Here is a 22,175-nt window from a genome sequence, read left to right as displayed (position 1 = left end):
TAATATTCATTAATTTCCAACTCTGATTAAATATTTTTTTATCAAGATATATTTTAGAATGTAATAAAATTAATATCGGTATAGGGTAGCGAGAACCAATCGGCAATAGACTTGTTAGTAAGTAGCCCGTGATAAAAATAAATTCCGTTTTTAAAACCATTATTACAGCGTATAGAGCTTTCGAGCCCTCCGTTTTCTGCCATTTGTAATAAAAAAGGACTTATTATATTACTCAAAGACATAGATGCCGTTTTAGAATAGCGCGATGGTATGTTGGGTACGCAGTAGTGTACTACATTATTTTTAACAAAAGTAGGTTTTTCATGCGTTGTTATTTCAGAGGTTTCAAAACAGCCTCCAGTATCAATACATACATCCATTATTACAGCACCTCTTTTCATATGCTCTACCATTGTTTCACTTACAATAATAGGAGTACGATTTTTGCCGCGCATAGCACCAATAGCTACATCGCAACGCATAAGCGCTTTTAATAATGATTTCTCTTGTATGGTAGAAGTAAATATTCGTTGATTTAAATTATTTTGGAGTCTACGTAATTTAGTAATCGAGTTATCAAAAACTTTTACGTTTGCCCCAAGTCCTATGGCTGTTCTAGCAGCAAACTCGGCTACTGTTCCTGCACCAATAATTACCACCTCTGTAGGGGGTACACCTGTTATATTACCTAGAAGAAGCCCTTTTCCTATTTTTTGATTTATCATCAACTCAGCAGCAATAAGTACTGATGCTGTACCTGCAATTTCGCTTAATAGTTTTACAGCAGGGTAGGAGCCGTCTTCATCTTTTATAAATTCAAAAGCCATTGCTGTTATTTTTTTAGCAGCAAGAGCTTCAAAATATTCTTTTTTTTGTGTTTTTAGTTGTATTGCAGAGATGAGAAGTGTTTCATGCTTCATCATTTCAATTTCTTTTTCAGTAGGCGGCTCTACTTTTAGTATAACAGGGCAACTAAATACTTTTTTAGTATCCATTGTTATCTCTGCACCAGCATCACTATACTCTTTATCGCTATAGCTAGAGCTTTCGCCTGCTTCAGATTCTATCATTACTCTGTGCCCATGTGCAGTTAATGAGTTAACAGCATCGGGTGTTAAGCAAATTCTTCTTTCCTGATAAGATGTCTCCTTAGGGATACCAATAAAAAGGTCACTCCGCTGTCTGCTTACTTCTAGCTTCTCTTCTTGCGGCAATAATTGTTGTTTGGTAAAAGGTGTTAGTGACATGATTTTTATCTGATAATTGGCACTAATTTACAAAAATAAAGCGGATGCAAAAATTATTTCAGCGTTACGTGGCGTCTGCCATCTGCTAATTGTTTTATAGAAATAGAGGAGTGGTCTAGCGGTATAAGATTTGGTGTTTTTTCTGGCCATTCTATGAGGCACATATTTCCTGAATAAAAATATTCATCTATGCCCATATCATAGGCCTCCTCTTCAGTGTTCAGTCTGTATAAATCAAAATGAAATAACGGTTTTCCGCCTGCTGTTTCATATTCATTTACTAAAGAAAATGTAGGGCTAGATGTTATATCTTTAACCCCCATTTGACGGGCAATAGCCTTAATAAGTGTGGTTTTTCCTGCACCCATAGATGCATGAAAAACCACTATTTGTTTTAAGTCTGCTGCAAGTAGTTGTTTTGCAGTAGCATCTATTTCCTCTAGAGAGAAAGTAATTTCCATATATTTACGAGCTTCTTATTTTGGATTAAATACTAAAAACGGAATAATCATTTCCTCTAATGATATACCTCCGTGCTGATATGTATTCCTGTAATAACTAACATAATGATTGTAGTTATTTACATAAGCAAGAAACAAATCATTTTTCGCAAATATATAAGAACTACTCATGTTTATAGTAGGTAATTGTACACTCTTTGGGTCTTTTACATGGTAAACTTCTCTATCTTCAAAAGTAAGGCTACGTCCTGTTTTATACCTCAGGTTAAGACTGGTATTTCTATCGCCAATTACTTTGCTAGGGTTTTTTACATTTATAGTACCATGATCTGTAGTTAATATAAGTTTAAAGCCCATTACCTGCGCTTGTTGTATCATTTCGAGCAATGGGGAGTTTTTAAACCAGCTTAGAGTAAGTGAGCGGTATGCTTTATCGTTACTAGCAAGCTCTTTTACAACTTCCATTTCTGTTTTAGCATGCGATAGCATATCTACAAAGTTATATACTATTGTAGTAAGGTCGTTATCTTTAAGTCCTTTAAAATTGTCTACGAGTTTCTTACCATCTTTAAAGTTGGTTATTTTATAATATTCTTGTTTTATATTTAATCCTAGTCGTTTTAAGTGTTCGGTAAGAAAATCAGCCTCATATAAATTTTTACCACCTTCTTCAACATCGTTTTTCCAATAAGTAGGATGCTTTTTTTCCATTTCTAATGGAGTAAGCCCTGAGAATATTGCATTACGAGCATATTGAGTAGCTGTAGGTAAAATAGAGTAGTAAGCCGATTCTTTTTCTAGTTTATAATGGTTCGTTATTACACTCTGGAAAGCCTTCCACTGGTCGTAGCGTAAGTTATCTATAACTACAAAAAGTATAGGTTGTTTTTTTACTATTTCGGGCACTACCAGCTCGCGGAAAAGATTATGCGACAGCACAGGTTTATCTGCATTAGGTTTATACCAGTCGGCATAATTTTTTTCTATAAACTTCCCAAACTGAGAGTTTGCTTCATGCTTTTGCGATTCTAGTATCTCTACCATGCTTTGGTCTTCAATGTTTTCAAGCTCCATTTCCCAAAACACGAGTCTTTTGTACATATCTACCCAGTCTTCCCAACTGTTTACCATAGCCATATCCATAGCTATTTTGCGAAACTCTTTTTGATAATCAAGCGTTGTTTTTTCTGATACCAATCGTGAATGATCTAAGTTCTTTTTTAAGCTTAGTAATATTTGGTTTGGGTTTACGGGCTTTATAAGGTAATCGGCTATTTTAGATCCTATAGCCTCTTCCATTATATACTCTTCCTCACTTTTGGTTATCATAATTACAGGAACAGACGATTTTAGTTCCTTAATTTCTGATAATGTTTCCAGTCCGCTAAGTCCTGGCATATTTTCATCTAAAAATACAATATCAAAATTTTCATTTCTAAAAATGTCTATCGCATCCTGACCGTTATTAGCTGTAGTTACATTATAATTTTTCTTTTCAAGGAAAAGTATGTGGGGTTTCAGCATGTCTATCTCATCGTCAACCCAAAGTATCTTAATCTCATTCATGTTATGAGTGAATTTTTGTTCGTAAATTAATATGCAAGTTAAATGTATTTAACGATATTTATCTTAATTATTGCATAAAAGTTCTCAATTCTACTTGTTTTATTCGGCTCATTTTTTTCATAAAATAGTAAGCTTTCTAAAACAAAACACTATGTTTACTATATTTGTTAAAAAATTAGCCTACTGTGAGCGAAATTAATAAGCTTAAAATATTGAACGACCCTATATATGGGTTTATATCTATAACAAATCCACTGGTTTACGACCTTATTCAACATCCTTACTTTCAAAGATTACGACGCATTTCTCAAATGGGAATGTCATATCTTGTATATCCAGGGGCACACCATACTCGTTTTCACCATGCCTTAGGGTGTATGCATATAATGCAAAAAACCATTCAGGTATTAAAATTTAAAGGCATAGCGATTTCAGATGAAGAAGAAAATGCTTTAAGTATAGCTATATTATTGCATGATATAGGTCACGGACCATTTTCTCATGCTATGGAGCATAGTATTGTAGAGCGTGTAAACCATGAAGCTATTTCACTTCGTTTTATGGATAAGCTTAACGAAGAATTTGATGGTAAACTATCATTGGCAATAAAAATATTTAAAGGAGAGTATCATAGAAAATTCATGTTGCAATTGATATCTAGCCAAATGGATATGGATAGAATGGATTATCTGAAACGTGATAGTTTTTATAGTGGTGTAGCTGAAGGAAATATCAACTCGGAAAGGTTGATACAAATGATGAATGTATACAATGATATACTAGTTATAGAAGAGAAAGGAATTTACTCTGTAGAGAAATTTTTAGTAGCACGTAGGCTCATGTACTGGCAGGCATACTTGCACAAAACAAGTGTAGCAGCAGAGATGATATTGACTAAAATACTGAAACGCGCAAAAGAATTGACTCAAAAAGGTGAAATATTATTATGTAGTAAACCTTTACAGTTTTTTCTTCAGCAAAAAATAGAACTTGACGATTTTAATGACCAAGTATTAGAAACTTTTTCAAGACTCGACGATTTTGATGTAATGAGTGCTATAAAAGAATGGCAATATCACGATGATTTTATATTAGGCGAATTGAGTAGGATGATTATTAATAGAGATCTCCCAAAAATAAGATTACGATCTGAAAAAGTAGAAAAGAAAACGGTAGAAAACTTAAAAGCTGAATTAATGAAAGTCTATAATATAAACGAGAAAGAGACAGACTATTTCGTTTTTAAGGGTAAAATTAAAAATCAAGCCTATAATAAGTCAGGTGAACCTATACATATATTAAAGAAAGATCGTACAGTAGAGGAGGTCGCAGCAGCATCAGATCAGTTGAATTTAAAGGCATTATCTAAGCCAGTTACTAAATATTATATATGTTTTCCAAAAGTACTTTTGGAAAAAGCAGTCATTTAATATAATTTTATATTTTTGTCGGGATGAAATTTACAGCAGAACAAATAGCAGGAATACTAGAAGGCGAGGTAGTAGGTAACCCAAATGCCGAAGTACACAAGCTATCGAAGATAGAAGAAGGAACAAAAGGGTCGCTTACTTTTTTAGCAAACCCTAAGTATCAACAATACATATATTCTACAGAGGCTACTATAGCTATAGTTAATAAATCTTTTGAACCAGAGAGCCCTATAAGCACTACTTTAATAAAGGTAGAGGATGCTTATAAATCGTTTTCAAAATTACTTGAATATTATAATCAAGTAAAATTAATGAAATCGGGAATAGAGCAACCATCTGTTATAGGAGATGATGTAGTATATGGAGATAACCTATACCTTGGAAGTTTTTGTTACATAGGTAAAAATGTGAAAATTGGTAACAATGTAAAAATATACCCTAACAGTTTTGTGGGCGATAATGTTACCATTGGCGATAATACTATACTATTTGCAGGAGTACGCATTTACTCAGAATCAGAGATAGGTAATAACTGTACTATACATTCAGGAGTTATTATAGGTTCAGATGGTTTTGGTTTTGCCCCAAATGAAGAAGGAGTGTATAGTAAAGTACCACAAATAGGTAATGTTATATTAGAAGATAATGTAGACGTAGGCGCATGTACTACTATAGATAGAGCTACACTAGGTTCTACAGTAATAAAGAAAGGTGTAAAACTTGATAATCAGATACAAATAGCGCATAACGTAGTTATAGGAGAAAATACAGTGATTGCTTCGCAAACAGGTATTGCAGGTTCGACCAAAATCGGGAAAAACTGTATTATAGGTGGGCAAGTAGGTATTGTAGGTCATATAACTATTGGTGATAATGTAAGAATACAAGCCCAATCAGGTGTTGGTAAAAATATTCCTGATGGTGTAGCTATTCAAGGTACACCTGCATTGGGTTATACTGATTTTAATAAATCGTATGTTCATTTTAGGAACTTACCAAAAATAGTAGCAGACGTACACGAGCTTAAAAAAAAATCTAAACAACAAAACTAAAAATATCAGATAATGGTTAAACAAACCACAATCAAAAGTGAGATCTCCTTAAAAGGCGTAGGACTCCATACAGGTAAAGAGGTTACAATGACTTTTAAGCCAGCTCCCGTTAATAACGGATATGCTTTTGTAAGGGTAGATTTAGAAGGGCAACCTATTGTAGAGGCAGATGCTAACTATGTGGTTAACACTCAGCGAGGTACTAACCTTGAGAAAAAAGGAGTAAAAATACAAACATCAGAACATGTACTTGCAGCATTTGTAGGGTGTGATGTAGATAATGTTATCATTGAACTTGATGCCTCAGAGCCGCCGATTATGGATGGTTCTTCTAAATATTTTGTTGAGGCCATAGAGAAAGTAGGCGTAGTAGAACAAAATGCTGAACGACAAGTATATGTTGTAAAAGAAGTAATATCATATACTGATGAGGTTACAGGAAGTGAAATAATAGTAATGCCTGCTAATGATTACCAAATAACTGCCATGGTAGATTTTGGCACTAAAGTATTAGGTACTCAAAATGCAACATTAAAAAATATAGGTGATTTTAAAACTGAAATTGCCGATTCTCGTACTTTTAGTTTCCTTCATGAACTTGAAGCTTTACTAAATAACGGACTTATTAAAGGAGGAGACCTTAATAACGCCATTGTATATGTAGATAAAGAGATATCTGAAAAAACAATGGAAAATCTTAAAGTAGCCTTTGGTAAAGAAAGTATTACTATAAAACCAAATGGAATATTAGATAACCTTACCTTACATTACCCTAATGAGGCTGCACGTCACAAACTACTAGATGTAGTAGGAGATTTGGCACTTGTAGGTATGAGAATAAGAGGTAAAGTTATAGCTAATAAGCCGGGTCATTTTGTAAATACTCAGTTTGCTAAAAAACTGTCTAAAATTATAAAAATAGAACAACGCAACCAAGTTCCTGTATATGACTTACATAAGGAACCATTAATGGATGTTAATAAAATAATGAGTATGCTACCGCACAGACCACCGTTCTTGTTGGTAGATAAAATACTCGAGATGTCACAAAATCATGTAGTGGGGGTTAAAAATGTTACCATGAACGAAAATTTCTTCGTTGGACATTTTCCAGGTGCTCCGGTTATGCCAGGGGTACTTATCGTAGAGGCTATGGCACAAACAGGAGGTATATTAATACTTAGCTCTGTTCCAGATCCTGAAAACTACCTTACTTATTTTATGAAAATTGACAATGTAAAGTTCAAACAAAAAGTATTACCAGGCGATACACTTGTGTTTAAGTGTGAGCTTATTTCTCCTATAAGGAGAGGTATTTGTCATATGCAAGCTAACGCATATGCCAATGGGAAACTTGTTGCCGAAGCCGAATTAATGGCACAAATTGTCAAAAACAGTTAAAAAAAATTGTATGAATCAACCATTAGCATATGTACACCCGGGCGCAAAAATCGCTAAAAATGTAGTAATAGAGCCTTTTACCACAATACATAATAATGTGGAAATAGGAGAGGGAACTTGGATAGGTTCTAACGTTACTATAATGGAAGGAGCCCGAATAGGTAAAAATTGTAATATATTTCCAGGTGCAGTAATCTCTGCCGTACCTCAGGATTTAAAATTTGGAGGTGAAGATTCACTTGCAATAATAGGAGATAACTCTACTATAAGAGAATGTGTTACAATAAATAGAGGCACTGTAGCATCTGGCGTTACCAAGCTAGGTAAAAATTGTTTGGTTATGGCTACTGCACACATAGCTCATGATTGTCATATTGGCGACAATGCAATTATTGTAAACGGTGTAGCTCTTGCGGGTCATGTTACTGTAGGTAGTTTTGCTATTATAGGGGGGCTTGCAGCAATACATCAGTTTATAAGTATTGGCGATCATGCCATGATATCAGGTGGCTCATTAGTACGAAAAGATGTTCCACCATATACTAAAGCAGCAAAAGAGCCATTATCTTATGTAGGTATTAATTCTATTGGACTGAGAAGAAGAGGTTTTTCTCCTGATAAAATAAGAGAGATACAAGATATTTACAGAATATTATATCAAAAAAACTATAATACTACACAAGCATTAAGTATTATTGAAGCTGAAATGGAGGCTACACCTGAGCGAGATGAGATAATATTATTTATTCGTAACTCTTCACGTGGAGTAATGAAAGGTTATACAGGAATTTATTAAAAAAATAAGTAACTTGGTAATCTGTTATGTTTTTTTAATAAAATAGCAGGTTATATTATAAACAGACAAATATAAATACAATATAATGGCAAGTACATCAGATATTAGAAATGGTTTATGCATTAAGTATAACCATGACATTTATAAAATCATTGAATTTCTTCATGTTAAGCCAGGGAAAGGACCTGCATTTGTAAGAACAAAACTTAAAAGCCTTACTAACGGAAAAGTATTAGATAATACTTTTTCTGCTGGACATAAAATTGAAGATGTAAGAGTAGAAACTCATAAATACCAGTTTTTATATCCTGAAGGTGACCAGTATCACTTTATGCATACTGAAAATTATGAGCAAATATCACTACTTAGAGAAATTCTTGACGCACCAGACTTGCTTAAAGAAGGAGAAGTAGTAATGGTAATAGTTAATACCGAAACAGACTTACCACTTTCTGTAGATATGCCAGCCTCTGTAGTCCTTGAAGTTACTTATGCAGAACCAGGAGTGAAAGGAAATACAGCAACTAATGCTACTAAGCCTGCAAAAGTAGAAACAGGAGCATCTGTAAATGTGCCTTTATTTATTAATGAAGGAGATAAAATTAAAATAGATACTACTACAGGAGCTTATCAAGAGCGAGTAAAAGAGTAGATTAATATTATTTATACAATGAGCAGTACTAGTACTGCTCATTGTATAAATAAACATATAGATATAAAGGTATGAAGTTCCCAAAGGCATATGCTTTAAAGGATATCGCTAAGATTATTAATAGCGAATATGTTGGTAATGATGATTTTCCTGTTTATGGCATGAACGAAATTCATGTTGTAGAGTCAGGTGATATTGTTTTTGTAGATCATCCAAAATACTATGATAAAGCACTTCAATCTGCTGCGACAATTGTACTTATTAATAAAAAAGTAGATTGTCCAGAGGGTAAAGCATTACTTATATCTGATGATCCGTTTAGAGACTTTAATACATTAACAAGACACTTTAAACCGTTTTTAGCTTCTAGCACTTCTATTGCGTCTTCTGCCAAAATAGGAGAGGGAACTGTAATACAGCCCAATACTTTTGTTGGTAATAATGTTACAATAGGCAAAAATTGTCTTATACACTCTAATGTGTCTGTATATGATAATACTGTAATTGGCGATAATGTAATAATACATGCAGGTACAGTATTAGGAGCCGATGCTTTTTATTATAAAAAACGTCCCGAAGGTTTCGATCAGTTATTGTCAGGAGGTAGGGTAGTAATACATAATAATGTAGGGATAGGAGCTTTGTGTACTATAGACAAAGGTGTTACAGGCGATACAACCATTGGAGAAGGTACTAAAGTAGACAATCAGGTACATATAGGTCATGATACTGTTATAGGTAAAAAATGTTTAATTGCTGCTCAAACAGGTATTGCAGGATGTGTTATTATAGAAGATGAAGTTACTATATGGGGACAAGTAGGCTTAGCAAGCGGTATTACCATTGGTAGTAAAGCTGTACTTTTAGCACAGTCAGGCATTGGTAAATCACTTGAAGGCGATAAAGCATATTTTGGTTCTCCTGCCGAAGAATCAAGAGAAAAAATGAAACAACTGTTTAACGTGAAGCGTATTCCTGAAATTTTGGAAAAACTAAAAGAGTAAAAAATATGGATGCAAAAGAATTAGTAACAGCATACTATAAATCTGATGCTTCTGGTAACCCTGAAGTTGCGGATCGTTTTGTACACAAAGATATTGTTATGGAATGGCGAAGTTCTAAGGGTTTTTTACAATTAAATAAAATTGAACTTTTAGAGCTTATTACAGGACTTAAAAAAGCTTATTCTTCATACAGGCTTCAAATTAATCATATTATTTCTGATGGAAATAAAGCTTCTGTTCGTTATACTCATTATGTAAATGCTTTCGAAAACCCTGAAGATGAGGTTATACTAGGGCATTTTGTAGCTATTTGGGAAGTAAAAGATAACAAGCTTTATAGAGGTTATCTTATGAGTCAGTTAGACTAATGACAAAAAAATAATGCTATAGTTATAGGATAAGATATATCACCTTTGCTGCTTAAAAAACATAAGCAGCTTTTTTTTGCAAATTTGATATACAAATATGGGAAAAAGCTTTATATATTTTAAGTAAAAAACTATTTTTGCATTGCTATTATAAATAATTTAAAAAATATATCCATGAGTGTTTTAGTTAATAAAGATTCCAAAATAATTGTTCAGGGATTTACAGGAAGCGAAGGTACTTTTCACGCTACCCAAATGATTGAATATGGCACCAATGTAGTAGGTGGTGTAACACCTGGAAAAGGTGGTACAACTCACTTAGATCGTCCAGTTTTTAATACTGTTAGAGAAGCAGTAGAAAAAGCGGGTGCTGATACAACCATTATATTCGTTCCGCCTGCATTTGCTGCTGATGCAATTATGGAAGCAGCTGAAGCTGGCATTAAAGTAATTATTACAATTACTGAAGGTATTCCAGTTGCCGACATGATTAAAGCTTATGATTATATTCAAGATAAAGATTGCCGACTTATAGGTCCTAACTGTCCCGGTGTAATTACACCAGAAGAAGCTAAAGTAGGTATTATGCCAGGTTTTGTATTTAAAAAAGGTACAGTAGGTATTGTATCTAAATCAGGTACTCTTACATATGAAGCAGCTGACCAAGTTGTAAAACAAGGTTTAGGTATTACAACAGCTATAGGTATTGGTGGTGACCCAATTATTGGTACTACTACTAAAGAAGCTGTAGAACTATTAATGAATGACCCTGAAACTAAGTGTATTGTAATGATAGGGGAGATAGGCGGACAGCTTGAAGCTGATGCTGCTAAATGGATAAAAGCTGATGGTAATAGAAAACCTGTTGTAGGATTTATTGCAGGTGAAACAGCTCCTAAAGGACGTACAATGGGGCACGCAGGTGCTATTGTAGGTGGTGCTGATGATACTGCTGAAGCAAAGAAACGTATTATGAGAGAAAACGGTATACACGTTGTAGACTCTCCAGCAGAGATAGGTAAAAAAGTAAAAGAAGTATTGGGATAATTTTTCATTACTAAAACTATAAAAAAGGTTCTTCCTATCGTAATACTCGATAAGAAGAACCTTTTTTGATATATATATTTTATATCATGAAAAAAGCTTTTCTGCCAATTATTTATCCTGATTCCTCTATAATTATTTTGGGCACTATGCCTGGCGAAAAATCATTAGAGTTACAGCAATATTATGGTAATAGAGGTAATCAGTTTTGGAAATTATTATATACTATATTCAATCAGCCTTTTACTACAGATTATGAGAAAAGGAAAGGTTTATTAAAAAACTACGGTATTGCTTTATGGGATGTATTACAGTATTGTGAGCGCGAAGGTAGTTTGGATAGTAAAATAAAAAATGAACAGCCTAATGATTTTAATACTTTTTATAAAGAGTTTCCAAATATTAAAAATGTTCTTTTTTCTAGTAAAAATGCTGCTAAATATTATAATAAATACATGACATATGAGGGTGGAGTATCTTATGATGTTTTACCTTCGCCTAGCGGTGCAAATGCATCTATGTCTTTTTTACAAAAGCTAGATATATGGGAGAAAAAAATTATACCACTTGTTGGGAGTAACAACGATCCATAATAATATAAAATATTTGATGCCTATTTATTTAAGTCATAAAATATTTTTGAAGTTTTCGTTGTCTATAGGTCCTTATATGTACTTGTATTATATACTTTAATCTGTTTTTTAAAACTTTAATTTTCATAATTACATCTTTTTAATTGTTACTGCAATTTCCTGCTTTTATATTGGACTAAGTTTAATTTTATATTAAAACTCTATTAAAAATAAGTTACTTATTATGTTGATAATTAGTTGGTTGTGAATATAGTTGACTTGAAAGGTAGTGCGGTAAATATTTCATAATTAAACATTTAGTTGTTAAAGTGATTAATATTTGTATTATATTTGAGAGTCTTCATTAGTATAAATGTTACGTCTATGAAAAAGGTAATATTCTTTTTTTTATTCTCAATTTCCTGTTTTGCACAGGTACACAATTTTTATGTAAAGAATAATTCCCTAGTATGGGAAAATGTTATTATAACTAATCAGGATAACATTCCAGAGTTTATAGCTCATCATCCAAGGTTAAGTATAGCATCGAGTAATCATTCATATAAAGGAAAAGGGACAGAAATAAGACATACCTGTGAAGGATGTTCTTCGTATATGGATAATGAACTGTCTTTTGATTTTGAAATAAAATTGAGAGAAGGTAAATATAGTATAATAGTATATAATTTGATTTATACAGTAATGTCTCAGGAAAATCATAGAAAAATAATTATAGCAGATAGTATTATGCTTAAAAAAGGGGGGATTCGAAATGATCTAAATAAAGACCTTACTTGTTTAGATATATACTTTAATAGGATATTTAGTATGACAGGGATATATAAAAATAAGCTATAGAGATTTTTTTATAAATTATTTTTTCGAGTATAATGCTTTGAAAAATCAATACAAAAATTTAGTAAACCAATCATTTTGCCAGAAGTATTAAAAATAGGCTTAGGGTTACATTCTACATAAAACCGTTTTCCACTCTCGGTTTCTAAAATTATTTCATCACAAAAAGACTTTTGATGCGTTAAAGCCATGGCTATAGGTGTTTTTTCTATAGGGAGTGGTGTACCCTCTATAGTAAAGGTAGTCCACCCTGTATGATAGAAATCTTTTCCTAACTCAGGTTTTCCTCCCCAAAAAGCAGCAGCAGCTTTATTATAATAGGTAATTCTACCTTTAGTGTCACAAGTATATATTATAGCTGGTGTATATTCGATAAGCCTTGTGAAATATTCTTCCTTTATTATTGATACATGATCTTTATTTTCTTCGAGATTATCCGATTCGCTAAAATATCCTAGTAGTCTATCCATTTTAGTACTTATTTAATTAATTTTTTTATCAGAAAAAAAATGTAAAATTTAATGAAGCTGTCATAAATTTACGCAAAAAATGCCTTTTTTTTATGAAATAGTGAATTTTAAACATAAAAAACTTAAAAACACAGAATATTAACATTTAACATATTTATCTTATGTAAATTACTTTTTTAGTTAATTATTTGTTTTAATAATAATTTGAATGTAAGAAATAAGTATTGGTTTATAATAAAAAAGGCTACTAAATTTAATTAGTAGCCTTTATGTTATTAGAGATAAATATTTTATTTACTCTGATTTTTCATTTCTTTTTCTATCATATCATAAAACTGATCAATTTTAGGCAATACAAGTATTCTTGTTCTTCTGTTTCTTGCCCTTCCTTCAGCAGTAGTGTTTTCTTCAAGTGGTATATATTCACCACGTCCTGCAGCAACAAGACGTTTAGGGTCAATACCATAATCGTTTTGTAAAACCCTTACTATAGAAGTAGCTCGCTTAACACTCAAATCCCAGTTGTCTACAAGTACAGAATTATTAACAACAGGAACATTATCAGTATGTCCTTCTACCATACACTCAAAGTTAGGTTTGTCTTTTACAATAGCAGCAACTTTACCTAATATTTGTTTAGCCTTATCGGTAACCTCATATCGTCCGCTTTTAAACAGTAGTTTATCTGCAATAGAGATGTATACTACTCCTTTTTCAACATTAACCTCAATATCAGGGTCATCTACTCCTACAGCTCTTTTAATACTTGTTACCAAAGCAAGAGTAACCGAGTCTTTACGAGTAATGGCATCTTGTAATCTAGAAATTTTAAGATCTTTTTCTTTTAAGCTTTCAAGCGATTTTTCGATGTTTTCAGCACCTTTTGTAGAAAGTGTAGCAAAATTATCTCTTGTTTTAATAAGGTCTTGATTAGAGTTCTTAAGATCCTCTATGCGTGTAGCCATACCTTGTTTTTCAGCTAAACAAGTATTAAGCTTTAGCGTTGTGCTATTCAGCATATCCTGAATCTCTTTATTTTTGCTTTCAAGTTCTGCAATTTTCTTCTTGGTTCCACAAGAAGTAAGAGTTAGAGCTGCCAATGACAGTGTGATGATGATTTTTTTCATAAATTTCAGGATTTAAATTTCTACAAAATTAGTTATTAATAAGAAAAAGATTAATTAAAATGCTGATAAACTATTGTTAAAGTTATTTACCAAATATCTTGCCATTTAAAGCAAAATAACGCGCCACAATACTGCGGTTTTTATAGTATTTTTTATACTGATTTGACTGTCTTTTATTTAAGAAATAAAATAGTTTTAAATAAAAATAAAAATGTGATTTCATTATGGCGAAAAAATGAGAAAACTTTCCTTTTGCAAGAAATCGCCATCCAGCAATGCCGTCCAGAGTAAGCCTTATGAACAGTACAGGAAAGAGTTGATTTGTAGGTAAGTTTTTTAGCAGCATCCATAGTGAGTTTCTGAAGTTGAGAAACGTTTTATGTGAGCTACTATTTTTGAGTGTTGCGCCACCTACATGATATATTACCGAGTCGGCACAAAACCTTACTTTATAATTAGAGTTAAAAGCCCTCCAACAAAGGTCTATTTCTTCTTGATGAGCAAAAAAATCGTCATCAAACCCGCCAAGTTTCCAGAAAACTTCTTTTCTAATAAAGAAACACGCTCCTGATGCCCAAAATATTTCAGTATTACCATATTGTCCGTTATCTCTTTCTATGGTATTAAAAATACGTCCTCTACAATACGGAAATCCATATTTATCAATAAATCCACCTGCTGCACCGGCATACTCAAAATGGTCTCGCCTGTAATAATCTAATATTTTAGGCTGTATAATGGCTGTTTGAGTATCTTTTTCAAAAAGTGATATAATAGGAGAAAGCCAGCCTTCAGTAACTTCAACATCCGAATTTAGTAATACATAAATATCCTCTTCAACTTCTTTTAAAGCCTTATTATAGCCTCCTGCATAGCCATAGTTCTTTTTATTACTTATAATAGTAACATCAGGATAATATTCTTGTAAAAAATTAACAGAATCGTCACCCGAAGCATTATCAGCAACATATATAGTAGCTTCAGGAGAATAGTTAACCACAAAAGGTAAAAATTCTTCTAGCAACTTTTTGCCATTCCAGTTTAGTATTACTATTGCTATACTCTTCATTACTGCGCTTTAAAATCAGGAAGGTCACGCAAAAAAATATATTTTTCCTGCTCATAATCCATTTGGCAAAAGTAATGATTTAACCCATTCGTTACCATCATATATTGTGCTTTTGCCACCATATTATAACGTGCAATTTGATCGAAAGTATTTTGCGATATTGCTACATTTGGAGCTTTACATTCTATAAGTAAAAATATTTCCCCATTTGGCTGAAATACAACTACATCATATCGTTTAGTTAAACCATTTATTTTAATTACTTTTTCAACATTTACATACGATTTTGGGTACTGTCTATTTTCTAATAATAAGCGTACTACATGTTGTCGCACCCATTCTTCAGGAGTGAGTACAATAAATTTTTTACGAATTTCATCAAAAATAGCTACCTTATTTTCACTATTTTTGAATCGAAATGTATAATCTGGAAAATTCAATTTTTGCATCACACAAATGTATGTTTTTTTAGATGTTCATTACAATACCATACAACAGAATATATAAATACATCATATATAGTGGACGAAGCTTTAAAAATAGTTAACGAAATAAAAGCAGGTATAATAAAACCCATTTATTTTTTCATGGGCGAAGAGGCTTACTATATTGATAAGTTAACCGAATATATTGAAGATGCAATACTTACCGAAGATGAAAAAGGCTTTAACCAATCGGTACTTTATGGTAAAGATGTAAGCATAGAAGATGTAGTTGCAAGTGCAAGGCGTTACCCGATGATGGCAGAAAGACAGGTAGTTATTGTAAAAGAAGCACAAGAGTTATCGCGAACTATAGATAAGCTTGAAAAATATGCCGAAAACCCTCAGCCTACTACAGTGCTTGTTTTTGCTTATAAATATAAGACCCTTGATAAACGTAAAAAAATAACCAAATTGCTTAATAAAGCTGGTGTAGTTTTTGAAAGTAAAAAGCTTTACGAAAATCAGGTAGGCGACTGGTTAAAGCGTGTGCTTTCGGGCAAAGGGTATACTATAGAACCTAAAGCAGCAGCCATGCTGGTAGAATTTTTGGGTAATGATCTCAGTCGTATTAATAACGAACTAGATAAATTAACCATAATATTGCCCAAAGGAAGCACCATAACACCAAAGGTTATCGAAGATAATATAGGTATTAGCAAAGATTATAATGTATTTGAGTTGCGAAAAGCAATAGGAGAGCGCGATCAGCTAAAAGCTTATAAAATAGCCGATTACTTCTCGCAAAACCCTAAAGATAACCCACTGGTAATGACTACAGGACTTGTATTTGGTTTTTTCTCTCAATTACTTCAATATCATGGATTAAAAGATAAAACACCGGCTAACGCAGCTAAAATATTACGCGTGAATCCTTATTTTATGAAAGATTATGATGTTGCTCTTAGAAACTATCCTATGAGAAAAGTAAGTAGTATAGTAGCCACATTGAGAGATATAGACGTAAAAAGCAAAGGAGTAGGGGCAAATGCCACACCGCAAAGCGATTTATTGAAGGAGATGCTGGTAAAGATTTTTAATTAGACAATTAATCCCGATATTTGCTTTCTGAATAAATTTAGAAAAACATTATCATGGGAATGAACAAAAACACCATCTTTGGGTGGGCATCCTTTATACTCTTTCTTATTGGGGCTGCACTTATACTGCTTGGTGTACTTAAATATAAAGATTACGCTATAGGGTTCTCTGTAGTAGGCATAGGTTTTTTTGCCATATCTTGGGCATTTAATGCACTAAAAGGCAGAATATAATAATATATTACATCACAATTTTAATTACACATAAATGTCAGACGATAAGAAAGTAATATTTTCAATGTCCCGCGTTAGCAAAGCCTATCAAGGGAGTAATAAGCAAGTTTTAAAAGACATCTATCTAAGTTTCTTTTACGGAGCCAAAATAGGTATTTTGGGTCTAAATGGTTCGGGTAAATCGACTTTGCTAAAAATTATAGCAGGAGTAGAAAAAAGCTTTCAGGGCGATGTAGTTTTCTCTCCAGGTTATACTGTAGGTTACTTAGAGCAAGAACCACAGCTTGATGAAAGTAAAACAGTTATAGAAATAGTTAAAGAAGGTGTAGCTGAGACAGTTGCTCTACTTGATGAATTCAATAAAATAAATGACAGTTTTGGGCTTCCTGAGGTATATGAAGATGCCGACAAGATGCAAAAGCTAATGGACAGGCAAGCAGAGCTTCAAGATAAAATAGATGCTTCTAACGCTTGGGAACTAGATACCAAGCTAGAAATAGCAATGGATGCTTTACGTACTCCTGAGCCTGATACGCCTATTAATGTATTATCTGGTGGAGAGAAAAGGCGTGTGGCACTTTGTCGCTTGCTTTTACAACAACCAGATGTATTACTACTAGATGAGCCTACCAATCACCTTGATGCAGAGAGTGTGCTGTGGTTAGAGCAGCATTTACAACAATATAAAGGAACAGTAATAGCTGTAACGCACGACCGTTACTTTTTAGATAATGTTGCTGGATGGATTTTAGAGTTAGATAGAGGAGAGGGCATACCTTGGAAAGGAAATTACTCTTCTTGGCTTGATCAAAAATCTAGTCGTATGAAGCAAGAAGAAAAAACAGCTTCTAAACGTCGTAAAACACTTGAACGAGAGCTAGATTGGGTAAGACAAGGTGCTAAAGGACGACAAACTAAGCAAAAAGCACGTTTGCAAAACTATGATAAGCTCTTGAACGAAGACCAGAAAGAGCTTGACGAAAAACTAGAAATATACATCCCTAATGGTCCAAGGCTAGGTACTAATGTTATAGATGCAAAAGGAGTAGCTAAAGCATTTGGAGATAAATTACTCTATGAAAATCTTAACTTTACTTTACCACAAGCAGGTATAGTAGGTATTATTGGTCCTAATGGTGCTGGTAAAACTACTATATTTAGAATGATAATGGGCGAAGAAACTCCTGATAAAGGAGAGTTTACAGTAGGAGAGACTGTAAAAATTGCTTATGTAGATCAATCTCATACTAATATTGATCCTGAAAAAACTATCTGGGAAAACTTTTGTGATGGGCAGGAACTTATTATGATGGGAGGAAGGCAAGTAAACTCTCGTGCTTACTTAAGTCGTTTTAATTTTAGCGGTAGCGAACAAAATAAAAAAGTAGCAGCACTTTCTGGTGGAGAACGAAACAGGCTACACCTAGCTATAACACTTAAAGAAGAAGGTAACGTTTTACTATTAGATGAGCCTACCAATGATCTTGATGTTAATACATTACGAGCTCTTGAAGAAGGTTTAGATAACTTTGCAGGATGTGCAGTAGTAATATCTCACGACAGATGGTTTTTAGATAGAGTATGTACACATATACTTGCTTTTGAAGGAGACTCTGAAGTATATTTCTTTGAAGGTAGTTTCTCTGAATATGAAGAAAACAGGAAGAAACGACTTGGAGGTGATCTTACTCCAAAACGTATTAAATATAAAAAACTAATAAGATAATAATCTTATTACAAATTATAAAAAAAGCGACTTAAATATTTAAGTCGCTTTTTTTATATCAATTAGTTATTAAAATCTATATCGAATACCAAGTGCAATATCAGGTCCAAAGTTATCATCTCTAAAATCATCACCAAAGTATATCTCAGGTCTCATGTCTAACGATAGCTGTAATGGTATATCAAAGTTATATTCTATACCAATATTACCACCTACAAATAAGAAAGTTCCATTATCATCATCAAAATCTTCACTATAGCGATCATCATTGTGCTCCCATGTACCTAATCCACCTGCAATACCTGCATACCAGTTAAAACCTCCATCAATATTCCAAATCCATTGGTATATTCCTGTTAATTTAATAGCATCATAGTGGTCTGAGTTACGCCACCCTAAATCAAATTCGAGTCTATTATCTGAGCTAATAAAGCGTTGATATGATACCTCACCACCAAATCCGTCATTATCTCCAAGACGTAAACCTATTGCATTTGTATAATCTTGCGCCTTTGCACTAAATGATAAACCTACTAATATAATAGCGGTTAAAAATACTTTCTTCATAATATTATTGGTTTTAGTTATCTAAAAACAAAGATATATGAGTCTTTTTTATAAGGAAATATACTGTTAAATTATTAACAGCTATAGTTATGTTAAAATTATTCTACAGAATAACTTGTTAACACTTCATTTTGTGATATAGCTACAGATTCTGGGATAGGCACCTCTATAGGATATTGTGATAAATCTGATAATTGATATTCTAAATCAGTTGTTACATGTACAACTCCTATATTTTCGGCATAATATTGTGTTGATACTACAACATCTTGTTGTGGCATAATAGTAATAGGTAATGGTATTCCGTTAAAATCATATTGTAAAATAGCATTAAGGTTTAACTTAATTTCCATCGATTTTACATTTGCATATGTTTCTCCATTAATCGAGTATGTATCTAAATTTTCTTTAGCTGTAGTAGTTAATTCATATTGAAATGCTATAACATACCCTTCATATTCTTCTTCAATAACACCGTTTAGTGTACCTATAACTTGGTTATTAGTAGCGTTTTCTTTAAATATAACAAGGTTTGTAGCATCTATAGAGAAAGGAAGTTCTTCAGAGAAATTAAAACTAGCTGTACCTGTAAGTAATAATTCGTCACCTGATTTTCTTACTCCGTTATTTGATAAAGCATTAGAAAAGAATCCAAAAGCAAGGTCTTCAGTTTTAAATTTTTTATAAGTAATAGTACCTATAACTGTATCATTGGCTATATAAAGGTAATCGTTACCAACACCGTCCTCTGCATCGCTTGTTACATCATATGACCAATAGTTAGCATCGCTTAAAGGTAAAAAATCAGTAACAGATTCTACAGATGGAGAACTATCATCGCTAGAACATGATAGTACAAAAAGGCTAAGTCCAAAAAGTAAAAGTTTATTTTTCATTATAAATTAGTTAAGTTAGTGGCGCTAATATAACTAATTTTAGATGTTTTTTATGCTTTTATTATAAAGTAACGAAGTAATTAATTGATTACCTAGTTCGGTTTCCATTTCAAAATACTCTTCTTCTTTTATTTTTATTTCATCAGTATGTCGGTACATTTTCCAGCGTTTTTTATTATATTCTAATGCGGTAAGGTTTTCTATCCAATCACCTGAATTTAAGTAAATAACACTTCCTTTCTTATTTGTTATTGTTTCAATTTTAGGCTCATGTATATGTCCGCAAATAACATAGTCATATTCATTTTCAATTGCAAGTTCGGCTGCTGTAGTCTCAAAATCAGAAATAAATTTAACTGCTTTTTTTACACTCGATTTTATTTTTTTGGAAAGAGAGTAGGGTTCTTTCCCCATTTTTACTAATAACCAGTTTATAAAACGATTTAAGAGAATTAAATAATCATAACCAATACCGCCAAGTTTGGCAATCCATTTGGCATGTGTTATAGAGCTATCAAATACATCACCATGAAAAAACCATGCTTTTTTTCCATCAAGTTCTAATACAACCTTGTCAACTATAGAAAAGTTTCCCATAGATGTATCACTAAATTTTCGTAACATTTCGTCATGATTACCAGTAATATAGTATACTTTAGTTCCTTTGGAAGCAAAATCAAGCAATTTCTTTATTACTTTAAGGTGTGGTTTTGGAAAGTAAGATTTTCTAAATTGCCAAATATCAATAATATCACCATTAAGGATAAGTATTTTAGGCTTTATTGTAGATAGATAAGCTAAAAGCTCCTTAGCATGACATCCGTAAGTGCCTAAATGTACATCTGAAAGAACTACAAGATCAACAATTCTTTTTTTCATGGGATGTTTTCTGCAAAATACAACTGTTTATGTAAACTACAGTTTATGTAATCATTACAAAAAGGTTGCCTTTTAAATATTTATATAGTTGACTTATAATTTATATTATGTAAAATAAAGTAAAAAAGTATAAAAAAACAGACACATTATTAATGTGTCTGTTTATATCTTGTAAAGGGTAAATTGATTTAAAAATTATTTAATCATTACCGGAATATCCCAATTCTCCCAACTTAAAGTTATATTGTTTTTATTTATAGTATAAACTAGTCTTTCATTCATTTTTTTAGATTTTTTAGGAGTCACTTTTACACGTAACTGATCTTTCTCTTCATTATATTTATAAGCTCCCCATTGTTTTGCCTCTTTATTAAATATTATTGTTGCCGAATCTTTTTCAGGAATAACAAAAAAAGAATATGTTCCTGCAGGTAGTTTTTTCCCTTCAATCAATATAGCTTTATCAGTTGTAAAAGTTGTAGCATCATTAGCACCTGCACGCCATATCTTACTATATGGTACAAGCCCACCCCAAATTTCACGACCTTTAACCGATGGACTACTATATTCAATAGTAATATTTGCGTCGTTTATTGTTCCCTTTTCTGTTACTGCTGGGCTTGCTTTTTTACCTTGAGCACTCGCAATTCCAGTAAGTAATAGCATTGTAATAAACAGCGTAATTTTTTTTAGATTTTTCATATTTTTAAATTTGATTGTTAATGTCTTGTAAAAATATGAGTCTTATTTAAACATTGTTAGATTTTAACAAACCTTTACAATACTATCTTTTATACATAATATAATCAGAAATTAAAGGTATGCCTCCCTCCTGTTTATAATATGTAGCTATTTGTCCTCTATGATAAGTAGAATGATTTATAATATGAAATAAAATATCTTTTACAGAATTTTCAAAATTTTGACTCTTACTATTAGTATACTGTATAATGCTATTTACATCATGAGTTTCTATTATTTGTAAGGAACATTTATAATTAGCTCTATTTTGTTCTTCTAAATCTATTATCGGTCTTATTTCCCATACTCCTGTTGTACATGCTTTTCCTATTATTCGAGCATTCCATATTTCATGAGCATTAATAGTATGATTTAGCAATACTATTAGTTTATCATTAATTTTACCTTCATTATCATCTATAAAAGAGGTAATAATTTTATTGTTATAATGATAAGTATAATCAAAAAAATCTTTATAAAATGACTCCATTTTCAT

General features: G+C 32.3%; 25 protein-coding genes. 13 read left to right on the top strand and 12 right to left on the bottom strand.

What is annotated here, in order from left to right; genetic code table 11:
• Positions 1–53: 53 nt before the first annotated feature.
• The 3 genes from DVK85_RS10315 to porX are packed head-to-tail and all read right to left on the bottom strand — an operon-like array spanning position 54 to position 3,274.
• Positions 54–1,247: an alanine dehydrogenase gene (locus tag DVK85_RS10315; protein WP_114678364.1), complete on the bottom strand. Its 1,194-nt coding sequence runs from the start codon at positions 1,245–1,247 to the stop codon at positions 54–56.
• A gap of 53 nt (positions 1,248–1,300) precedes the next feature.
• Positions 1,301–1,708 carry a tRNA (adenosine(37)-N6)-threonylcarbamoyltransferase complex ATPase subunit type 1 TsaE gene (gene tsaE / locus DVK85_RS10310; protein WP_114678363.1) on the bottom strand — a complete coding sequence of 136 codons (408 nt, stop codon included), beginning with the start codon at positions 1,706–1,708 and terminating at the stop codon, positions 1,301–1,303.
• 15 nt (positions 1,709–1,723) lie between these two features.
• Positions 1,724–3,274, bottom strand: a complete 1,551-nt coding sequence (gene porX / locus DVK85_RS10305; protein WP_114678362.1) for a T9SS response regulator signal transducer PorX — start codon at positions 3,272–3,274, stop codon at positions 1,724–1,726.
• Between the two features lie 185 nt (positions 3,275–3,459).
• Between porX and DVK85_RS10300 the strand changes: the two genes are divergently transcribed.
• The 10 genes from DVK85_RS10300 (at position 3,460) to DVK85_RS10255 (ending at position 12,451) form a co-directional block, all read left to right on the top strand.
• Entirely contained in the window at positions 3,460–4,704 is a 1,245-nt protein-coding gene (locus tag DVK85_RS10300; protein WP_114678361.1) for an HD domain-containing protein, read from the top strand.
• 23 nt (positions 4,705–4,727) lie between these two features.
• Complete coding sequence (gene lpxD, locus DVK85_RS10295) at positions 4,728–5,756, top strand: UDP-3-O-(3-hydroxymyristoyl)glucosamine N-acyltransferase (protein ID WP_114678360.1); 1,029 nt, start codon at positions 4,728–4,730, stop codon at positions 5,754–5,756.
• Between the two features lie 12 nt (positions 5,757–5,768).
• Positions 5,769–7,157, top strand: coding sequence for a bifunctional UDP-3-O-[3-hydroxymyristoyl] N-acetylglucosamine deacetylase/3-hydroxyacyl-ACP dehydratase (locus tag DVK85_RS10290; RefSeq protein WP_114678359.1), 1,389 nt, complete (start codon positions 5,769–5,771; stop codon positions 7,155–7,157).
• A 10-nt stretch (positions 7,158–7,167) separates the two neighbouring features.
• The gene (gene lpxA / locus DVK85_RS10285; RefSeq protein WP_114679037.1) at positions 7,168–7,953 is read left to right on the top strand and encodes an acyl-ACP--UDP-N-acetylglucosamine O-acyltransferase; all 786 of its coding nucleotides are present in this window, start codon (positions 7,168–7,170) and stop codon (positions 7,951–7,953) included.
• 85 nt (positions 7,954–8,038) lie between these two features.
• Positions 8,039–8,605, top strand: coding sequence for an elongation factor P (gene efp / locus DVK85_RS10280; protein WP_114678358.1), 567 nt, complete (start codon positions 8,039–8,041; stop codon positions 8,603–8,605).
• A 71-nt stretch (positions 8,606–8,676) separates the two neighbouring features.
• Positions 8,677–9,609 (top strand): UDP-3-O-(3-hydroxymyristoyl)glucosamine N-acyltransferase, encoded by a 933-nt coding sequence (locus DVK85_RS10275; RefSeq protein ID WP_114678357.1) that lies wholly within the window; start codon positions 8,677–8,679, stop codon positions 9,607–9,609.
• A 5-nt stretch (positions 9,610–9,614) separates the two neighbouring features.
• Positions 9,615–9,977 carry a nuclear transport factor 2 family protein gene (locus tag DVK85_RS10270; RefSeq protein ID WP_114678356.1) on the top strand — a complete coding sequence of 121 codons (363 nt, stop codon included), beginning with the start codon at positions 9,615–9,617 and terminating at the stop codon, positions 9,975–9,977.
• Positions 9,978–10,151: 174 nt separating this feature from the next.
• Entirely contained in the window at positions 10,152–11,024 is an 873-nt protein-coding gene (gene sucD / locus DVK85_RS10265; RefSeq protein ID WP_114678355.1) for a succinate--CoA ligase subunit alpha, read from the top strand.
• A gap of 86 nt (positions 11,025–11,110) precedes the next feature.
• Positions 11,111–11,614, top strand: coding sequence for a DNA-deoxyinosine glycosylase (locus DVK85_RS10260; RefSeq protein ID WP_114678354.1), 504 nt, complete (start codon positions 11,111–11,113; stop codon positions 11,612–11,614).
• Between the two features lie 363 nt (positions 11,615–11,977).
• Complete coding sequence (locus DVK85_RS10255) at positions 11,978–12,451, top strand: hypothetical protein (RefSeq protein ID WP_114678353.1); 474 nt, start codon at positions 11,978–11,980, stop codon at positions 12,449–12,451.
• An 8-nt stretch (positions 12,452–12,459) separates the two neighbouring features.
• On the opposite strand, the gene DVK85_RS10250 is transcribed toward DVK85_RS10255, so the two are convergent.
• The 4 genes from DVK85_RS10250 to DVK85_RS10235 all read right to left on the bottom strand — a co-directional run bounded on the left by DVK85_RS10250 (position 12,460) and on the right by DVK85_RS10235 (position 15,563).
• Positions 12,460–12,918, bottom strand: a complete 459-nt coding sequence (locus DVK85_RS10250) for a PAS domain-containing protein (RefSeq protein WP_114678352.1) — start codon at positions 12,916–12,918, stop codon at positions 12,460–12,462.
• 290 nt (positions 12,919–13,208) lie between these two features.
• Positions 13,209–14,045 (bottom strand): OmpA family protein, encoded by an 837-nt coding sequence (locus DVK85_RS10245; protein WP_114678351.1) that lies wholly within the window; start codon positions 14,043–14,045, stop codon positions 13,209–13,211.
• Positions 14,046–14,127: 82 nt separating this feature from the next.
• Positions 14,128–15,114 (bottom strand): glycosyltransferase family 2 protein, encoded by a 987-nt coding sequence (locus tag DVK85_RS10240; protein ID WP_114678350.1) that lies wholly within the window; start codon positions 15,112–15,114, stop codon positions 14,128–14,130.
• On the bottom strand, positions 15,114–15,563 hold the full coding sequence (locus DVK85_RS10235; protein ID WP_114678349.1) for a type I restriction enzyme HsdR N-terminal domain-containing protein: 450 nt from the start codon (positions 15,561–15,563) through the stop codon (positions 15,114–15,116). Before DVK85_RS10235 ends, DVK85_RS10240 begins: the two co-directional genes overlap by 1 nt.
• A 72-nt stretch (positions 15,564–15,635) precedes the next feature.
• On the opposite strand from DVK85_RS10235, the gene holA reads away from it, so the two are divergent.
• The 3 genes from holA to ettA are packed head-to-tail and all read left to right on the top strand — an operon-like array spanning position 15,636 to position 18,596.
• Positions 15,636–16,640 carry a DNA polymerase III subunit delta gene (gene holA / locus DVK85_RS10230; RefSeq protein WP_114679036.1) on the top strand — a complete coding sequence of 335 codons (1,005 nt, stop codon included), beginning with the start codon at positions 15,636–15,638 and terminating at the stop codon, positions 16,638–16,640.
• Positions 16,641–16,690: 50 nt separating this feature from the next.
• Positions 16,691–16,870, top strand: coding sequence for a CAL67264 family membrane protein (locus DVK85_RS10225; RefSeq protein WP_114678348.1), 180 nt, complete (start codon positions 16,691–16,693; stop codon positions 16,868–16,870).
• A gap of 34 nt (positions 16,871–16,904) precedes the next feature.
• A complete protein-coding gene (gene ettA / locus DVK85_RS10220; protein ID WP_114678347.1) occupies positions 16,905–18,596 on the top strand; it encodes an energy-dependent translational throttle protein EttA in 1,692 nt (563 codons plus the stop codon).
• 69 nt (positions 18,597–18,665) lie between these two features.
• Here ettA and DVK85_RS10215 read toward each other — a convergent pair whose 3' ends face one another.
• From DVK85_RS10215 to DVK85_RS10195, 5 genes are all read right to left on the bottom strand, one after another.
• Positions 18,666–19,163, bottom strand: coding sequence for a hypothetical protein (locus DVK85_RS10215; RefSeq protein ID WP_114678346.1), 498 nt, complete (start codon positions 19,161–19,163; stop codon positions 18,666–18,668).
• A 98-nt stretch (positions 19,164–19,261) separates the two neighbouring features.
• Positions 19,262–20,059: a hypothetical protein gene (locus DVK85_RS10210; protein WP_114678345.1), complete on the bottom strand. Its 798-nt coding sequence runs from the start codon at positions 20,057–20,059 to the stop codon at positions 19,262–19,264.
• A gap of 39 nt (positions 20,060–20,098) precedes the next feature.
• The gene (locus DVK85_RS10205) at positions 20,099–20,938 is read right to left on the bottom strand and encodes a UDP-2,3-diacylglucosamine diphosphatase (RefSeq protein ID WP_114678344.1); all 840 of its coding nucleotides are present in this window, start codon (positions 20,936–20,938) and stop codon (positions 20,099–20,101) included.
• Positions 20,939–21,133: 195 nt separating this feature from the next.
• Positions 21,134–21,640 carry a DUF2911 domain-containing protein gene (locus DVK85_RS10200; RefSeq protein ID WP_114678343.1) on the bottom strand — a complete coding sequence of 169 codons (507 nt, stop codon included), beginning with the start codon at positions 21,638–21,640 and terminating at the stop codon, positions 21,134–21,136.
• Between the two features lie 82 nt (positions 21,641–21,722).
• Positions 21,723–22,175, bottom strand: coding sequence for a DinB family protein (locus DVK85_RS10195; protein ID WP_206501534.1), 453 nt, complete (start codon positions 22,173–22,175; stop codon positions 21,723–21,725).

Source organism: Flavobacterium arcticum, assembly GCF_003344925.1.
In the GTDB taxonomy this organism is placed as follows: Bacteria; Bacteroidota; Bacteroidia; order Flavobacteriales; family Flavobacteriaceae; genus Flavobacterium; species Flavobacterium arcticum.
Note: the sequence above shows the minus strand (reverse complement) of the source record. Positions and strands in the feature narration are given on the sequence as shown.

Coding starts and splice junctions, on each gene's coding strand:
- DVK85_RS10255 (WP_114678353.1), top strand. CDS start 11,978: ATGAAAAAGGTAATATTCTTTTTTTTATTCTCAATTTCCTGTTTTGCA.
- DVK85_RS10240 (WP_114678350.1), bottom strand. CDS start 15,114: ATGAAGAGTATAGCAATAGTAATACTAAACTGGAATGGCAAAAAGTTG.
- DVK85_RS10200 (WP_114678343.1), bottom strand. CDS start 21,640: ATGAAAAATCTAAAAAAAATTACGCTGTTTATTACAATGCTATTACTT.
- sucD (WP_114678355.1), top strand. CDS start 10,152: ATGAGTGTTTTAGTTAATAAAGATTCCAAAATAATTGTTCAGGGATTT.
- porX (WP_114678362.1), bottom strand. CDS start 3,274: ATGAATGAGATTAAGATACTTTGGGTTGACGATGAGATAGACATGCTG.
- DVK85_RS10260 (WP_114678354.1), top strand. CDS start 11,111: ATGAAAAAAGCTTTTCTGCCAATTATTTATCCTGATTCCTCTATAATT.
- DVK85_RS10215 (WP_114678346.1), bottom strand. CDS start 19,163: ATGAAGAAAGTATTTTTAACCGCTATTATATTAGTAGGTTTATCATTT.
- ettA (WP_114678347.1), top strand. CDS start 16,905: ATGTCAGACGATAAGAAAGTAATATTTTCAATGTCCCGCGTTAGCAAA.
- DVK85_RS10290 (WP_114678359.1), top strand. CDS start 5,769: ATGGTTAAACAAACCACAATCAAAAGTGAGATCTCCTTAAAAGGCGTA.
- DVK85_RS10315 (WP_114678364.1), bottom strand. CDS start 1,247: ATGTCACTAACACCTTTTACCAAACAACAATTATTGCCGCAAGAAGAG.
- DVK85_RS10270 (WP_114678356.1), top strand. CDS start 9,615: ATGGATGCAAAAGAATTAGTAACAGCATACTATAAATCTGATGCTTCT.
- DVK85_RS10225 (WP_114678348.1), top strand. CDS start 16,691: ATGGGAATGAACAAAAACACCATCTTTGGGTGGGCATCCTTTATACTC.
- DVK85_RS10250 (WP_114678352.1), bottom strand. CDS start 12,918: ATGGATAGACTACTAGGATATTTTAGCGAATCGGATAATCTCGAAGAA.
- lpxA (WP_114679037.1), top strand. CDS start 7,168: ATGAATCAACCATTAGCATATGTACACCCGGGCGCAAAAATCGCTAAA.
- DVK85_RS10245 (WP_114678351.1), bottom strand. CDS start 14,045: ATGAAAAAAATCATCATCACACTGTCATTGGCAGCTCTAACTCTTACT.
- DVK85_RS10275 (WP_114678357.1), top strand. CDS start 8,677: ATGAAGTTCCCAAAGGCATATGCTTTAAAGGATATCGCTAAGATTATT.
- DVK85_RS10205 (WP_114678344.1), bottom strand. CDS start 20,938: ATGAAAAAAAGAATTGTTGATCTTGTAGTTCTTTCAGATGTACATTTA.
- DVK85_RS10235 (WP_114678349.1), bottom strand. CDS start 15,563: ATGCAAAAATTGAATTTTCCAGATTATACATTTCGATTCAAAAATAGT.
- DVK85_RS10210 (WP_114678345.1), bottom strand. CDS start 20,059: ATGAAAAATAAACTTTTACTTTTTGGACTTAGCCTTTTTGTACTATCA.
- tsaE (WP_114678363.1), bottom strand. CDS start 1,708: ATGGAAATTACTTTCTCTCTAGAGGAAATAGATGCTACTGCAAAACAA.
- lpxD (WP_114678360.1), top strand. CDS start 4,728: ATGAAATTTACAGCAGAACAAATAGCAGGAATACTAGAAGGCGAGGTA.
- efp (WP_114678358.1), top strand. CDS start 8,039: ATGGCAAGTACATCAGATATTAGAAATGGTTTATGCATTAAGTATAAC.
- DVK85_RS10195 (WP_206501534.1), bottom strand. CDS start 22,175: ATGAAAATGGAGTCATTTTATAAAGATTTTTTTGATTATACTTATCAT.